The sequence below is a fragment of the Staphylococcus epidermidis genome, assembly GCF_006742205.1.
GTDB classification, from domain to species: Bacteria; Bacillota; Bacilli; order Staphylococcales; family Staphylococcaceae; genus Staphylococcus; species Staphylococcus epidermidis.
On sequence record NZ_AP019721.1, the window covers coordinates 1,417,633 to 1,434,866 of the forward strand.

The window sequence follows — 17,234 nt, forward strand, 5'->3', positions numbered from 1 at the left end:
GGAGACGAAACAATGACTACAATTCTACAATTAAGCGATTTACATATTGGGCCACACAATGATGAAAAAGATCAAAAAACTTACGATTTAATTCATCATATGATGACACACTATCAACCTGACATCACAGTATTAACAGGTGACCAAATTTGGTCTGAAGGCGTCATTGATTCAGGTCGCGTTTATAAAAAATTAATGGAGTATTTAAATCGATATGATACGCAAATTGCAACGACATTTGGTAATCACGATACAGAGGGGCATCTCAAACGTTCAGACTTACGCGCTATTGAGGACCAATATTCTACCAACTATGTACAGAAAAATCATAGCCTCATTGTTGATGATAAAGAAGCTTATACAATAGAAGTTGTAAACAACGATACAGTCACACATGTGCTTTATGTTATTGATGGAGGAGATTATAATCCATTTGGCATAGGTGATTATGATTTTATAAGACCTGAACATGTGAATTGGCTTAGGGAAACACATCAAGCATATCAAACTCAATTTCAACACAACTTTCAACATAACTTATTATTTACACATATTCCATTACAAGAATATAGAGAAGTTGAGAATATTGGTGAATATCATGGCATTTTCAATGAACCTATTGCGTGCTCAAAAATTAATTCCGGATTATTTAGTCAGATGTTACTAAACGGTGATATTGAAGGTATGTTCTGCGGTCATGACCATGACAATGATTTTACGATTAATTTATATGGGATTCGCCTTAGCTTTGGTCGTATTGGTGGTTACAATACTTATGGTGATTTACAACGTGGGGCTAGATTAATTGAGTTGCAACCTGACGCTATATATAAATCGAAAGTGTTAGAATTTGATGATCGTTTCTAAAAGAACGTTTCGGTCATTATACATTCCTATTTTGATAGAACAACTTTTCATACTCATCATGGGTCAAGCTGATACATTGATGTTAAACAGCTATAGCACTGATGCCGTTGCTGCTTCGGGAATGATAAGCCAAATACTCATGCTCATCACGTTTCTGATTACAATCATTCATGTGGGTACAAATATACGTATTGTTCATTTGAAGGAACATCAACCTTCAAGTATTTCACAAGAGATTTATCATAATTTGTTATTCAATAGCATAGTATCTATCGTATTTACGATTGTGATTGGGATCGCATTCGAACTTATCTTACGACTTTTTCAGGTACCTCAAGATATATTCAAACTGACCTATCAATTTGGAATGATTATATTGAGTGTACTCACTTTAACGACCTGTCACATGTATATTGGTACTGTATTACGTGTCATGAATCATGCATCATCAGCTACACGCATTACTATCATTAGTAATGTGACTAATATCATTTTGAACGGTATCGTACTCTTTATTATTCCACAATATGTAGGTAACCCTGTATTAGGTGTCGCGGTGGTAACAGCGTTCAGTCGTTTATTGGGATGTACTTTAGCTTTAATTGCGCTGATACAAATTTTCCGTCCATTCAAGCATTACTTCAAGCTGAGCTGGAAGAAAATATATCAGGTTTCGACATTAGGTATCCCAACAGCAGGTGAACAAATTTCTTATAATTTTGCACAGACATTTACAACTGCATTTATTGCGATGTTAGGCACTCAAGTCATCGCTGCGAAATCTGTTTCTACTGTTTTAAGCGGCCTGTCTTTTAGTTGTGCTATGGCATTTAGTGCTGCTAGCCAAATTTATTTAGGAAAATTTATATCCCGTCGACGTTACCGTACTTTAAAGAAAGTTGTTATAAAAAGTATTTGGTTTAATATCACACAATCTTTCATGATTATGACGTGTGTATTTATAGGATTTATAGTGTGTGGACGTTGGATAACACACGACATACAAACCTATCATTTAATCATTTACTATCTTGTTATACTTTTTGGATTAGAACCGATACGTGCAATTAATAATCTAATTGTAGATTTATTAAACGTGACAGGGGATGTACGTTATCCAGTCACCGTGAGTGTTGTGACCACATGGTTGTTATTATTACCTGGAAGTTATCTATTAGGGATTCATTGGAGATTAGGTTATACAGGAATTATTTTAGTGAGTATTGCTGATGAAGCGCTGAGATTTATCATTATGTATCTTAGATGGCGAAATGATCGTTGGCAAGCACGAATGAAGCAGATTGGAGTATAGATAATTATGTATAAAAGAAATGAACGTTTGAATCTTATTCGTAAACGTGTTGATCAGTACGGACAGGTGGCAGTAAAAGATTTAGCTATATTCTTACAAGTTACGCCTGAAACCGTGAGAAAAGATTTAGAAACCTTAGAAAACGATAAACTGATTACACGTACACATGGAGGTGCGATACAATACAATCATATTAATAAAGAGAAATCATATGCGAATAAGTGGCAGAAACAATCACAAGTAAAAGAGCGTATTGCTAAGAAAGCTGCTTTGCAAATAAAGTCTGGAGAAATTATTGTCATCGATGGTGGAACCACAACAGGGCGAATTCCTCAATATCTCAATGATATTACTCAGACCACGATTGTGACGAATTCTCTGAAGATTGCGGATGAATTGAATCGTGCTATAGAGGAGCAACGAATTCAAGCAGAAGTGATTATGCTTGCTGGAAAGACGAATACTGAACAAGATGTTGTGCGCGGGCATATGACGAATGAGTTATTACAACGTTTTAAATTTGATAAAGCTTTTATTTCATGTGGTTCGTTTGATACGAGTGATTGTTATGAATTTGATCTGGAAGAAGCGCATGCAAGTCACATTATGATTCAAAAAAGTCAACTGAGTTATCTCTTAGCGGATAGTAGTAAGCGAGATGCGCATGCGTCGTATCGTATTGATGGTTTTAGCGAAATTGATTATATGATTTCTGATTATGCTAAACCTCAGAATATAGAATATTTTAATCAGAAGCATTGGTTACAGATTTAACTTATAGAAAATGAAGCCTGAGACTTCGTCTTTTTTAAATAAAAGAAGACGCCTCAGGCTTTATTTAATTTTACGAATGGTAACACCTGAGGCTTTGCCCAAGTATAAGTGCCACTAGCAATGAATATTTTTTCGTTGCAGTGGCACTAAAAAACAGCAGACCTCAAGTGTCAAAGGTCTACTGCTTTTATTGAAACGTCATTTCTTAACGTTAGTCTTTTACGGGCATATAAAAGGGGATAGTTGAAAATGACCAATCCAAAAGAACAACTTGTATGTGGGGGGAATGTTTTTCAATTGGTATTGATAATCATTTTCAATTATCATTATACATGATTGATAATGATTGTCAATTAGAAATATATATTTTATTCCATTTAACTTAAATACAATGATAATACTAGAGTGACTTTTTCTAAATACAGACTACTTATTCGACTATCTATTATCGTGGTTCATGGTAAAATGATACTAGTTTCATAACAAATCATTTACAATTTTGAATTACATCTTTAGAAATACGAGTTAATTGTTTAAGATGTAGCGTGAGGTGCAAATATGACAAATATTTTAATTGTAGAAGATGAGCAAAATCTTGCTAGATTTATAGAGCTTGAGTTAACTCATGAAAATTATACTGTTGATATAGAGAATGATGGAAAGGTGGGTTTGGATAAAGCATTATCTAAGCCCTATGATTTATATATATTAGACTTAATGCTTCCAAACATAAATGGTCTAGAAATTTGTAGACAAATTCGTCAAAAAACAACTACTCCAATTATCATCATTACTGCGAAAAGCGAGACATATGATAAAGTAGCTGGATTGGACTATGGGGCAGATGACTACATTGTAAAACCCTTTGATATAGAAGAATTGCTTGCAAGAATAAGAGCGGTATTGCGCAGACAGCCAGATAAAGATGTTTTAGATATCAATGGTATTATCATTGATAAAGATGCCTTTAAAGTTACTGTTAATGGCCATCAATTAGAATTAACTAAAACAGAATACGATTTACTATATGTTTTAGCTGAAAATCGTAACCACGTCATGCAACGTGAACAAATTCTCGATCACGTATGGGGGTATAATAGTGAAGTAGAAACGAATGTCGTTGATGTTTATATTCGTTATTTACGTAATAAACTCAAACCTTTTAATAAAGAAAAATCCATAGAAACAGTACGTGGCGTAGGGTATGTGATTCGATGATTAAGCGCCAAAAATTAAAATATAAATGGATGCTTATTACGACGCTCATTACCTTCACGACAATATTACTTTTCTGCTTAATTATTATTTTCTTTTTAAAAGATACTTTACGAAGTAGTGAAATTGACGAAGCTGAAAGAAGTTCAAATGATATCGCCAATCTGTTCCATTCTAAATCTTTAAGTGATATATCTGCATTGGATTTAAATGCATCCTTAGAAAATTTTCAAGAAATATTGATTTATGATGATAAGGGTAGGAAGTTAATTCAAACATCAAATGATAATACACTTGCTTATGATAACAAAATTGATTTCAAACATCCTGAACGTATACATATTCAAAGAAGCCACGGTATTAATTACTTAGTAATAACTGAACCTATACGTTCGAAAGATTTTTCTGGATACAGTGTATTAGTCCATTCTCTTCAAAATTATGATAATCTCGTTAAATCACTTTATATAGTTGCACTTGCTTTTGGATTAATTGCAACCATTATTACTGCCGGCGTGAGTTATATCTTTTCTTCACAAATTACTAAACCGATAGTTACAATGTCCAATAAAATGAATCAAATTAGAAGAGATGGTTTTCAAAATAAACTTGAATTAACTACAAATTATGAAGAAACAGATAATTTAATTGATACTTTTAATGAAATGATGTATCAAATAGAAGAATCTTTTAATCAGCAACGTCAATTTGTCGAGGATGCTTCACACGAATTAAGAACGCCACTGCAGATTATTCAAGGTCATCTAAATTTAATCCAACGTTGGGGGAAAAAAGATCCAGCAGTTTTGGAAGAATCTTTGAATATTTCAATTGAAGAAGTGAATCGAATAACAAAACTTGTCGAAGAACTACTTTTACTTACCAAAGATAGAGTCAATCATAATGTTTTGGAATGTGAAAATGTAGACGTAAATAGCGAGATTCAATCACGTGTGAAGTCACTGCAACACCTACATCCAGATTATACTTTTGAAACACATCTTGCTACTAAGCCTATCCAATTAAAAATTAACCGTCATCAGTTTGAACAACTCTTACTCATATTTATTGATAATGCAATGAAATACGACACTGAACATAAGCACATTAAAATTGTTACTCAACTAAAAAATAAAATGATTATGATTGATATTACTGATCATGGTATGGGTATACCAAAAGCTGACTTAGAATTTATCTTTGATAGATTTTATCGTGTAGATAAATCACGTGCTCGTAGTCAAGGAGGCAATGGATTAGGACTATCAATAGCGGAAAAAATTGTGCAACTTAACGGTGGTATGATTCAGGTAGAAAGTGAACTACAAAAGTACACGACTTTCAAAATCAGTTTTCCAGTACTAAACTAAATGAATAGTATTTTTTAAGTAACGAATGATTACGATTAAACAAGTTACAAATAAATTATTACAGGACTTAAATATTAACAATCCTTAAACTAGTACTATAAATAATCAAATCCATCGACATCTATCATTATAAATAAAGATTCCAGTCACTACACTAAGATGCTGACTAGAATAGCTATATCATGTCATACTAATGAGAGGACATCTTCTTCACAAAGATTCTCTTACTATAGAATCGACGAGCTAAACTTGATAGACGGAGATAGCAATTATACGGGAGCGAGACTATGAATTTGGAGTAAATTCTGTCTTGCTCCTATTTTGTATAATAATAGGTAAATGTACTTTAACAATATATGAAATAATGCTATGATAACCATGTAAGCGTTTCATCATTTTTGTGGAGGGTGTTAAATGACTAAGAACAAGAAAGAATTTACAGAGGCTCCTGTAAACTTCGGCGCAAATCTTGGCCTTATGCTAGATTTGTATGATGATTATCTACAAGATCCATCATCCGTACCTGAAGATTTACAAGTCTTGTTCAGTACAATTAAAACAGGTGAAGCTCATATCGAAGCTAAACCTACCACTGATGGGGGTGGTTCACAAGCGGGAGATAGCACAATTAAACGTGTTATGCGCTTAATCGATAATATTCGTCAATACGGACATTTAAAAGCAGATATTTATCCAGTAAATCCTCCAGAGCGTCAAAATGTTCCTAAATTGGAAATCGAAGATTTTGATTTAGATAAAGAAACTTTGGAAAAAATATCATCTGGAATTGTCTCTGAACATTTTAAAGACATTTATGACAATGCCTATGATGCAATTGTTCGTATGGAAAGACGTTACAAAGGACCGATAGCTTTTGAATACACTCACATTAATAATAATAAAGAACGTGTGTGGTTAAAAAGAAGAATTGAAACGCCTTATAAAGCAAGTTTAAACGATAATCAAAAAAAAGAACTTTTCAAAAAACTCGCACACGTAGAAGGTTTTGAAAAATATTTGCACAAAAATTTTGTTGGGGCTAAACGTTTTTCAATTGAAGGCGTCGACACATTAGTTCCAATGCTTCAACACACAATCACATTAGCAGGTAACGAGGGGATTAAAAACATTCAAATCGGTATGGCTCACCGTGGACGTTTAAATGTATTAACGCATGTCTTGGAAAAACCTTATGAGATGATGATTTCAGAATTTATGCATACAGATCCAATGAAGTTTTTACCTGAAGATGGTAGTTTAGAATTAACCTCAGGTTGGACTTCAGATGTGAAGTATCACCTAGGTGGCGTTAAAACGACTAACTCATACGGAATAGAACAGCGTATTTCTTTAGCGAATAATCCAAGTCATTTAGAAATCGTTGCACCCGTTGTTGCTGGTAAAACAAGAGCAGCCCAAGATAATACACATCAAGTAGGAGCTCCATCTACCGACTTCCATAAAGCAATGCCGATTATTATACATGGTGATGCGGCATATCCAGGTCAAGGTATTAATTTTGAAACGATGAACTTAGGTAGTTTAAAAGGATATTCTACAGGTGGTTCACTTCATATTATTACAAATAATAGAATCGGTTTTACAACTGAACCTATTGATGGACGTTCAACAACGTACTCTTCCGACGTAGCTAAAGGTTACGATGTTCCAATACTACATGTAAATGCCGATGATGTAGAAGCAACAATTGAAGCTATTGAAATTGCAATGGAATTCCGTAAAGAATTTCATAAAGATGTCGTTATTGACTTAGTAGGTTATCGTCGCTATGGGCACAATGAAATGGATGAACCTTCTATTACTAATCCAGTTCCATACCAAAACATTAGAAAACATGATTCAGTTGAAATTTTATATGGTAAAAAGTTAGTTGATGAAGGAATTATTTCCGAAGACGAAATGAATGAAGTCATTGACGGTGTTCAAAAAGAAATGCGAACAGCACATGATAAAATTGATAAAAATGACAAAATGAATAATCCAGATATGGAAAAACCAGAATCACTTCAACTACCTTTACAAAGTGATACGAAAGATTTCTCATTTGATCATTTAAAAGAAATCAATGATGCAATGCTTGATTACCCAAAAGATTTTCATGTGCTAAAAAAGCTCAATAAAGTACTAGAAAAACGTAGAGAACCTTTTGAAAAAGAGGAGGGGCTCGTCGATTGGGCTCAAGCAGAGCAACTTGCATTTGCAACCATATTACAAGATGGAACTTCAATTCGTTTAACAGGTCAAGATAGTGAAAGGGGAACATTTAGCCATAGACATGCTGTGCTTCATGATGAAGAAAATGGTAATACATTCACACCATTGCATCATGTACCTCAACAACAGGCTACTTTTGATATTCATAATTCGCCATTATCTGAAGCAGCTGTAGTTGGATTTGAGTATGGTTATAACGTCGAAAATAAAGGTAACTTTAACATATGGGAAGCTCAATATGGCGACTTTTCGAATATGTCCCAAATGATGTTTGACAATTTCCTCTCAAGTTCTCGCGCAAAATGGGGTGAGCGTTCAGGTTTAACACTTTTCTTACCACATGCTTTTGAAGGACAGGGACCAGAGCATTCATCGGCACGCTTAGAAAGATTTCTACAATTAGCCGCTGAAAATAATTCAACTGTAGTTAATCTATCTAGTGCAAGTAATTACTTCCATTTACTACGTGCACAAGCCGCTAGTTTAGATACCTTAGAAATGAGACCATTAATTGTCATGTCACCTAAGAGTCTTTTAAGAAATAAAACAGTAGCTAAACCTATTGATGAGTTTACATCTGGCGGTTTTAAACCTATCATCACAGAAGATATCGATGAACAAAAAGTCAAAAAAGTGATTTTAGCATCAGGAAAGATGTATATTGACCTAAAAGAATATTTAGCTAAAAATCCTAACGATTCTATTCTTCTCATAGCAGTAGAAAGATTATATCCGTTCCCAGAAGAAGAAATTAAAGAAGTATTAAAATCGTTACCTCATCTTGAAAATGTGTCATGGGTTCAAGAAGAACCTAAAAATCAAGGTGCATGGTTATTCGTGTATCCTTATCTAAAAGCACTTGTTGCTAATAAATATGATTTAACTTATCACGGTAGAATACAAAGAGCTGCACCTGCTGAAGGCGATGGAGAAATTCATAAACTTGTACAAACTAAAATTATTGAAAGTAGCATTAACAATTAACTAGGGGGAAAAATAAGTATGGCAGAGGTAAAAGTTCCAGAATTAGCAGAATCAATCACAGAGGGTACCATTGCAGAATGGTTAAAAAATGTAGGCGATAATGTAGATAAAGGTGAAGCTATCTTAGAACTAGAAACAGATAAAGTTAACGTCGAAGTAGTTTCTGAAGAAGCTGGGGTATTATCAGAACAATTAGCCGAGGAAGGCGATACAGTTGAAGTAGGTCAAGCTGTAGCTGTAGTAGGAGAAGGACAAGTAAACACATCTAACGATAGTTCTAACGAATCTTCACAAAAAGATGAAGCTAAAGAGAAAGAAACGCCAAAACAATCTAATCCGAATTCTAGTGAAAGTGAAAATACACAAGATAATAGCCAGCAACGTATCAATGCAACACCATCTGCACGTCGACATGCGCGTAAAAATGGCGTTGATTTAAGCGAAGTATCCGGAAAAGGCAATGATGTTCTAAGAAAAGATGATGTTGAAAATAGTCAAAAATCTTCAAGTCAAACAGCTAAAAGTGAAAGCAAATCACAAAACAGTGGTTCTAAACAATCTAATAACAATCCATCAAAACCTGTTATTCGTGAAAAAATGTCTCGACGCAAAAAAACTGCTGCAAAAAAATTATTAGAAGTATCAAATCAAACAGCTATGCTTACTACATTTAATGAAGTTGATATGACAAACGTTATGGATTTACGTAAACGTAAAAAAGAACAATTTATCAAAGATCATGATGGTACTAAATTAGGATTTATGTCCTTCTTTACTAAAGCTGCCGTTGCAGCTCTCAAAAAATATCCTGAAGTAAATGCTGAGATAGATGGCGATGATATGATTACTAAACAATTTTACGATATTGGCATTGCAGTATCCACTGACGATGGATTACTCGTACCATTTGTTAGAGATTGTGATAAGAAAAATTTTGCAGAAATTGAACAAGAAATCGCTAATTTAGCCGTAAAAGCTCGTGATAAAAAATTAGGCCTTGATGACATGGTTAACGGTTCGTTTACCATCACTAATGGCGGTATCTTTGGCTCAATGATGAGTACACCGATTATAAATGGTAATCAAGCAGCTATCTTAGGTATGCATTCAATTATTACACGCCCAATTGCAGTTGATAAAGATACAATTGAAAATCGTCCAATGATGTATATCGCATTAAGCTATGATCATAGAATCATCGATGGGAAAGAGGCTGTAGGATTCTTAAAAACAATCAAAGAACTCATTGAAAACCCTGAAGATTTATTACTTGAATCATAATTTGGAACCTAACATACTTAAAAAACAACGACGTAAATCGTCGTTGTTTTTTTGTTCAATATGTCTAAAGTGTAATGATAATCTTATATATATAAATATCTGTAAAGAAATCAAAATAACACGATGTCTTTACAGATATACTTTAGTATTAACCTATCATTGAGCAAGAAATATAACTTCTATAATCGCTAAGATAATAAACACAACAAATGCGATAGTAAAATATTTAAATCTTGGTTGTTGTTTATGATTTAAATTTGTAAATACTTCAATTGCGGAATAAACTGCTATTAGTACAGTAACTGCAAATATAATCCATAAATTAGACATACTCATGCCTCCTTGATTACTTCTTTAATTACATTTTAATACATACAAAATATTTAGCCAATCTGTATGTTTTATTTTTCTAATAAATAATAAATCAACAACAAATAAATATCTATCTTTATATGAGTGTTCATCATATTCAAGTGTTACAAAATACGTTATAATGTTATCTGTAAAGATAAATAGAGGAGTGTCAGTTAATGAGTGGACTTAGAAGTGTCACTTTAGGAACAAACGATTTATCTAAAACGAAAGAATTATTTAACCACATCATTGGTTTACAACATTCAACTAAAAATGAACATGCCATAAGATTTGGTGACGCTAATTTAAGTCCTGGAACGCGTGTTCACTTTGTTGAAGTTCCAGAGGAAGATTATAAAAATCTACACATAGATAGCGTTGGACTTAGAACACCTTCTGATTCTGGATTAGTAGAATATCAAAATATTTTTGACAAGTTTAATATATCCTATAGTTCAATCACTGAACTTAATGGTCTTAAACATTTTACTTTTGAAGATCATAATCAACAAAAATTTGATATTTATTCTAACGAGTTAAATACGGGTATAGGATTAGGTATGCCTGCTTTTGATAGTCCTGTTAACCCTTTACATCAAGTTCAAGGCTTAGGTCCAGTCATTATTAAGGTGAACGAGTTATCTGTCACCACTTCAATTCTCACACAAGTATTTCAATTAGATTTATTTGCTGAGTATCTTCCACATGAAGATGCCCAACAACCTATTCAAGTGTTTCGTATAGGTGAGGGTGGTCTTGGTGGTGAAATCCACTTATTTGAAAGCGATGAAGATATTCAAATGAATACACACGGGCCAATTGAGCAAGTGGAATTCTCTACAAATGATACCCAATTGTATCTTCAAGCAAAAAATCGTTTAGATGAGATTGGTGTTCCATATCAAACTCTCGAACAGGATACTTCAGAATCTCTTAGAATCACTGAAAATAGTGGCATTTCATTTATTTATACACTTGAAAAGTAAATATGATTTAAGGATGGTTATTACATGTTACATGAAACTTGGAAAGAACGTACACCAATTAAAAAAGTAGAAGTGACAAATACTGATGCCAAAAAATTTACAGTTGCAGATATGCTAACTATCGGCAAACAGTATGATGTTATTAACGAAACTGAAGAATATTATCAAATTATAGATAATTCTGGTTTAGTAGGTGGCTATTACAAAGACTACTTTAAAGAGATATAATTTAATCTTTTTCAACCAAATGCGTTATCATTGCATTGGAAATATTTTTCAATCATCAGTTTACATTAACTCGATAATGACTAAATAAGTCATTTATTTTAATCATTTTAAATAAGACTAAGACTATGCACCAAAAACTAATGTCTTAGTCTTTTTTAACATTAAAGGATGGAAATTATGGTACAAACAGTTTACAAAAATTCAGATCAAACAGTTTTTGAAGATGCTAAAGCTTTATTTCAATTAAATAAGAATATACTACTAAAAGGGCCAACAGGCTCAGGAAAAACCAAGCTTGCCGAAACGTTAAGTCATGTTATGAAATTGCCTATGCACCAAGTTAATTGTTCAGTAGATCTAGATACTGAAAGCTTATTAGGTTTTAAAACAATTCAAACTAATGAAGAAGGTCACCAAGAAATTGTCTTCATAGACGGTCCTGTAATAAAAGCAATGAAAGAAGGTCACATTTTATATATAGATGAAATTAATATGGCAAAACCGGAAACATTACCTATACTTAACGGTGTATTAGATTATCGACGTCAATTGACAAATCCTTATACTGGTGAAGTGATTAAAGCAGCACCTGGATTTAATGTAATTGCTGCTATAAACGAAGGTTATGTAGGAACATTACCAATGAACGAGGCTTTAAAAAATAGATTTATCGTCATAGAAGTAGATTATATCGATGGTGACATTCTTAAAACAGTCATTAAAGAGCAAAGTAAATTACAAGATGAACAATTGATTCAAGATATTGTTAAATTTAATGAAGATTTACGTACTATGACCAAACAAGGTCAAATTTCTGAAGAGGCTGCAAGTATTCGAGCTTTAATCGACCTTAGTGATTTAGCAACTGTCATGCCTATTGAACGTGCTGTACAACGTACAATTATTGATAAATTAGAGGATGAGCGAGAACAACAAGCGATACTTAACGCTATCGAGCTCAATTTTTAAAGAGGGATAAAAATGAGTGATCGTTTTATAAAATTCAACGATGAACAATTAGATGCAAAACAAGTAATGATGTTACAAGACTTAGCACGTTTACTTTTAAAAAATGAGCAAACGCAAGTTAAAATACAAAAATTCCCTTACTATAATCCTTATAGTAATACACTCATTGCGAGTTGGTTTTGGTCTCATAGACCGAAACATATTGAACAAGCTGGACTAAAAACAGATGTCTTACTCGCAACGTATGGATATCTGAATATGGATCTTTCAATCATCAATCAAGTTTTACACAACAACGATTTTGAACACCCTAAGTTCTTTCATCAATTATTTAAACTTTTAGAGGACGTACGTATATTTGAACATATTAGACAACAAAGACCTAGTACTACAAAAATGATTGATTTACGCATAGAAACACGATTATCTTTTACAGAATCTCAAATTAATTTCTACAAAACTAAAACTGTATATACTGATTTACTTTTTCTTTATTTAGAACATGCATTTTTAAGTCAAAACTTTTTTAATATTCCATCCATACATCCAGCATTTGATGATATTTTAGTTCATATGTATCAGTACTTACCAAATATTTTTCAGAATCAAACATCAGAAGATAATATGTATTTAGCAGAACGTATTATGTATCAAGTGGATGATTTATTAAAGGAAGATATGCTAAATGAATATTACTACTTACCTCAAAAATTATATGAAGATATTTATGCAGATAGTTTTGAAGACTTAAAGCGTACAGATGCGAGCAATACTGATGGTAAAGATAATCAACAGACAGACGAAGATGTAGAAACAGCTGAAGCTGAAACAAAAGCCGCAGACAGTGAGTCTAAAGGCGGGGCATATTTAGAAATGGAGCTACATGAGGGTGAAAACAGTGAAGTTATGGCTGATAATGATACGGCTCGAGAAGGCGACAGCACTGATGATATGACTGATATGATGACCAAAAAAGGAAAAGGGTCAGAAAATACACTTGATCATGATGAAGGTGGATTTATAGGACAAAACCAAGCTTTTGCTTTAAAAGGCATTAATAAAGACGTAAGTATTGAATGGAATATCCCTGATATTACACCTCAAAATGTGATAGATTATCAATATTCAAAAAATGATGTACAGTTTGAAATTAAAGATTTAATACAAATTATCAAAAAGACCATCGACAGAGAACATGAAGATGAAAGACATAATTTAACAAAGGGCCGTTTACAAAAAGACCTTATTAATTGGTTTATTGATGATCAATTTAAGTTATTTTACAAAAAACAGGATTTAAGTAAGACATTCGATGCAACATTTACCTTACTCATTGATGCATCAGCGAGTATGCACGATAAAATGGATGAAACGATTAAAGGTGTCGTCTTGTTCCATGAAACATTAAAATCTTTGAATATTAAACATGAAATACTAGCATTTAATGAAGATGCTTTTGAAGCTGACCAACGTCAACAACCAAATATCATTGATGAAATCATTAATTATAATTACTCTATCTTTGAAAAAGAAGGCCCACGTATCATGACATTAGAACCTCAAGATGATAATCGTGACGGCGTAGCTATCAGAATTGCGAGCGAGCGTTTATTACAAAGAAGTCATGAACAACGCTTTTTAATCGTATTCTCAGATGGTGAACCGTCTGCATTTAATTACAGTCAAGATGGTATTTTAGATACGTATGAAGCTGTTGAACGTGCGCGTAAATTTGGTATAGAAGTATTTAATGTCTTTCTTAGCCAAGAGCCAATTACTGAAGACATTGAACAAACCATTCATAACATATATGGCCAATTTGCTTTATTTGTAGAAGGTGTGGAACATTTACCGAGTCACTTATCACCATTACTAAAAAAATTGTTACTTAAATCTTTATAAAAGTTAGTTTATCAATTCAAAATCTCTAACTTGTAACTTCATAGATATAAATCATTACGTATTTTTGACGAATTAATTACATCAATTGTACAATGTTTTAATTTTCTGAAATTTTATATAGACTAATATTTCTTTATTATGATAGAATATTGAATGTTGCATTATTAGATAAAAAGGAGCAGCATTATGAATAAAAATACGTGGATTATAGGCTTTACTTTATTCGCTATGTTCTTTGGCGCAGGTAACCTTATATTTCCAACACAACTTGGACTCGAAAGTGGTCATTTCTTTTGGCCAGCCATACTAGCCTTTGCACTTACGGGTATTGGATTACCGCTTCTTGGCGTTGTGGTAGGCGCACTTGATAAACATGGTTATATTGGGTCTTTTAATAAAATATCACCACGATTTTCGTTAATCTTTTTAATTATCATATATCTCACTATAGGACCATTATTTGCGATACCACGTACAGCTTCAACTTCATTTGAAATGACTGTGACTCCTATTGCACATAATAGTGGGAATTTAGCATTATTTATTTTTACAGTAATCTATTTTTTAATCGTTCTTTATTTATGCTTGAATCCTAATAAGATGATAGATCGAATTGGTTCATTACTTACACCTTTATTACTTATTACCATTGTCGCTATGATTATTAAAGGTTTTGTAGATTTTAGTGGACATTCTTCAAATTACGGAATGACAAATGCTTATCATTCCAATTTAAGTGGATTTTCACAAGGATTTACACAAGGTTACCTTACAATGGATGCTATCGCTTCAATTGCATTTTCAATGATTGTTGTTAATGCGATTAAAACAACAGGAATACAGCATGCTGATAAAATCTTTAAACAGACCATTATTGCTGGTCTCATCGCTGCAATCGCATTAGTATTTATATATATTTCGCTAGGGTACATAGGCAATCATATTAATATTCCTTCAGACACTCTAAAGGAATTGAAAGCTAAAGATCAAAATATAGGGACGTATTTACTCACAACAATGGCAACGAAGGGCTTTGGAACTTTCGGAAAATACTTACTTGGTATTATCGTATCATTAGCATGTTTAACTACTGCTTGTGGATTAATTGTATCAGTAAGTGAATATTTCCACAGAATACTACCTAAGATACCTTATAAAGTATTTGTGATATTTTTCATTTTAGTTAGTTTCATTCTAGCTAACCAAGGACTTAATTCCGTAATTAAAATGTCAGTCCCTGTACTCAGTGTAATCTATCCAGTGGCTATTACAGTTATTTTGTTAATACTCATTGCTCGCTTCATACCTACAAAACGTATTGCACAACAAATACCGCTAATTATTGTAGCAATTGAATCAATCTTAAGCTTAATAACGACACAAGGGTGGATACGTATTTCATTTATAGATGGTTTACCTTTAAAAGAATATTCACTTGAATGGTTCCCAATTGCTGTTGTAGCAACTCTTGTTGGTTATATGATTAGTTATTTTGTTAAACAATCTAACATTGTATATCAAAAAGAATAAGTAAATTTAAAATAAAAAGCACTCGTCAAATAAGTGATTGACTAAATCTAAATCACATGTGACGAGTGTTTTTTATTATTTACGCATAGCTAATAGATGCTGTTTCAAATCTTGTTCTAACTCATTAAGTTCTTTCTCTGCAACTTGACGTTTCTGTCTACCATCTTCTTGAATTTGAAGTGTTTGTTCAATTGTTTCAATAATGTCATTTTGTGTTGTCTTTAACGTTTCGATGTCCACGATGCCACGCTCATTCTCAGCTGCCGTTTCAATAGCATTTTCCTTTAACATTGATGCATTTTGAGTAAGTAACTCATTCGTAGTATCGGTAACCGAACGTTGTGCTGAAACAGCATTTCTTTGTCTCATCAAAGTTAGGGCAATAGCCATTTGATTTTTCCATAAAGGAATACTTGTTAAAATTGAACTTTGAATTTTTTCGGCTAAAGCTTGGTTGACATTTTGTATCATACGGATTTGAGGTGCAGTTTGAATAGCAATTTGCCTAGATAATTGTAAATCATAAATGCGCTTATCTAAACGATCCACAAACTGTTCCATATCAGCAGTTGCCTGAATATCCATTTGATTACCAGTTTGATGCGCCTTTTCACGTAACTGTGGTATGGTTTCTGTCAATATCTCTTTTTTCTTTTTTTGAGCCGCTAAGATATATAAAGTAACGTTATCAAAATAAGTTTTATTTTGCTGATATAATTGATCAAGAAATTCAACATCTTTAGTTAACTGATCTTTATGTTTTTCTAATTGAATAGTAATACGATCAATTTGAGAACTTACAGATTGCATTCTAGAAAACACTTCATTAATAGAAGCTTTAGTACGTTTAAATAAACGCTTTAATCTAGATTGTTTTTCTGGATTTATGTCATTTGGATTTACAGATTTTAATTTTCCCATTAATTGACTTAAAGTTTCCCCAACTGGTCCCATATCTTTTGATTGAACATCATCTAAAATTTGATGCGAAAAATGAGACATCTTTTGTTGAAGATTAGCACCATATTTTAACAATCCTTCATGATTAAGTGGCTCAATTTGCTCACTTATTGATTTAATTCTTTGTTTATCATTTTCAGTTAATTGGATTTCAAGATCTTCAGCGATTGTATGATGATCAGTTGATTGATTATTCATATAGTAATCAAGTGGATGTGACTGATTACTACTTCGTTCACTTACCATCTCACTCATCTCTCCATTTCT

At 32.7% G+C, this 17,234-nt stretch carries 14 protein-coding genes; 12 read left to right on the forward strand and 2 right to left on the reverse strand.

Annotation, left to right across the window (positions count from 1 at the left end; all coding sequences use genetic code 11):
• The first annotated feature begins 12 nt into the window (after positions 1-12).
• The 7 genes from FNL83_RS06950 (at position 13) to sucB (ending at position 10,038) form a co-directional block, all read left to right on the forward strand.
• A complete protein-coding gene (locus tag FNL83_RS06950) occupies positions 13-867 on the forward strand; it encodes a metallophosphoesterase family protein (protein WP_001831294.1) in 855 nt (284 codons plus the stop codon).
• Complete coding sequence (locus FNL83_RS06955; RefSeq protein WP_001832781.1) at positions 854-2,179, forward strand: MATE family efflux transporter; 1,326 nt, start codon at positions 854-856, stop codon at positions 2,177-2,179. The genes FNL83_RS06950 and FNL83_RS06955 overlap by 14 nt, the downstream gene beginning before the upstream one ends.
• Positions 2,180-2,185: 6 nt before the next feature.
• The gene (locus tag FNL83_RS06960; protein WP_001831263.1) at positions 2,186-2,953 is read left to right on the forward strand and encodes a DeoR/GlpR family DNA-binding transcription regulator; all 768 of its coding nucleotides are present in this window, start codon (positions 2,186-2,188) and stop codon (positions 2,951-2,953) included.
• A 558-nt stretch (positions 2,954-3,511) separates the two neighbouring features.
• Positions 3,512-4,171 (forward strand): response regulator transcription factor, encoded by a 660-nt coding sequence (locus FNL83_RS06970; protein ID WP_001830971.1) that lies wholly within the window; start codon positions 3,512-3,514, stop codon positions 4,169-4,171.
• Entirely contained in the window at positions 4,168-5,538 is a 1,371-nt protein-coding gene (locus tag FNL83_RS06975) for a HAMP domain-containing sensor histidine kinase (protein WP_001831043.1), read from the forward strand. The genes FNL83_RS06970 and FNL83_RS06975 overlap by 4 nt, the downstream gene beginning before the upstream one ends.
• A 414-nt stretch (positions 5,539-5,952) precedes the next feature.
• Positions 5,953-8,757: a 2-oxoglutarate dehydrogenase E1 component gene (locus tag FNL83_RS06985; protein ID WP_002456517.1), complete on the forward strand. Its 2,805-nt coding sequence runs from the start codon at positions 5,953-5,955 to the stop codon at positions 8,755-8,757.
• Between the two features lie 18 nt (positions 8,758-8,775).
• Positions 8,776-10,038, forward strand: coding sequence for a dihydrolipoyllysine-residue succinyltransferase (gene sucB, locus FNL83_RS06990; RefSeq protein WP_001832759.1), 1,263 nt, complete (start codon positions 8,776-8,778; stop codon positions 10,036-10,038).
• 156 nt (positions 10,039-10,194) lie between these two features.
• On the opposite strand, the gene FNL83_RS06995 is transcribed toward sucB, so the two are convergent.
• The gene (locus FNL83_RS06995; RefSeq protein WP_001831077.1) at positions 10,195-10,368 is read right to left on the reverse strand and encodes a hypothetical protein; all 174 of its coding nucleotides are present in this window, start codon (positions 10,366-10,368) and stop codon (positions 10,195-10,197) included.
• A gap of 200 nt (positions 10,369-10,568) precedes the next feature.
• On the opposite strand from FNL83_RS06995, the gene FNL83_RS07000 reads away from it, so the two are divergent.
• The 5 genes from FNL83_RS07000 to brnQ3 all read left to right on the forward strand — a co-directional run bounded on the left by FNL83_RS07000 (position 10,569) and on the right by brnQ3 (position 16,007).
• On the forward strand, positions 10,569-11,378 hold the full coding sequence (locus FNL83_RS07000) for a VOC family protein (RefSeq protein WP_002456519.1): 810 nt from the start codon (positions 10,569-10,571) through the stop codon (positions 11,376-11,378).
• Between the two features lie 24 nt (positions 11,379-11,402).
• On the forward strand, positions 11,403-11,606 hold the full coding sequence (locus FNL83_RS07005; protein WP_001831030.1) for a DUF6501 family protein: 204 nt from the start codon (positions 11,403-11,405) through the stop codon (positions 11,604-11,606).
• Between the two features lie 177 nt (positions 11,607-11,783).
• Positions 11,784-12,575, forward strand: a complete 792-nt coding sequence (locus tag FNL83_RS07010; protein ID WP_002469511.1) for an ATP-binding protein — start codon at positions 11,784-11,786, stop codon at positions 12,573-12,575.
• Between the two features lie 12 nt (positions 12,576-12,587).
• Positions 12,588-14,477, forward strand: a complete 1,890-nt coding sequence (locus tag FNL83_RS07015; protein WP_001831071.1) for a vWA domain-containing protein — start codon at positions 12,588-12,590, stop codon at positions 14,475-14,477.
• 186 nt (positions 14,478-14,663) lie between these two features.
• Entirely contained in the window at positions 14,664-16,007 is a 1,344-nt protein-coding gene (gene brnQ3, locus FNL83_RS07020; protein ID WP_001830938.1) for a branched-chain amino acid-like transporter carrier protein BrnQ3, read from the forward strand.
• 75 nt (positions 16,008-16,082) lie between these two features.
• Here the strand turns inward: brnQ3 and FNL83_RS07025 are convergent, their stop codons facing one another.
• Positions 16,083-17,213, reverse strand: coding sequence for a toxic anion resistance protein (locus tag FNL83_RS07025; protein ID WP_001831251.1), 1,131 nt, complete (start codon positions 17,211-17,213; stop codon positions 16,083-16,085).
• Positions 17,214-17,234: the final 21 nt, after the last annotated feature.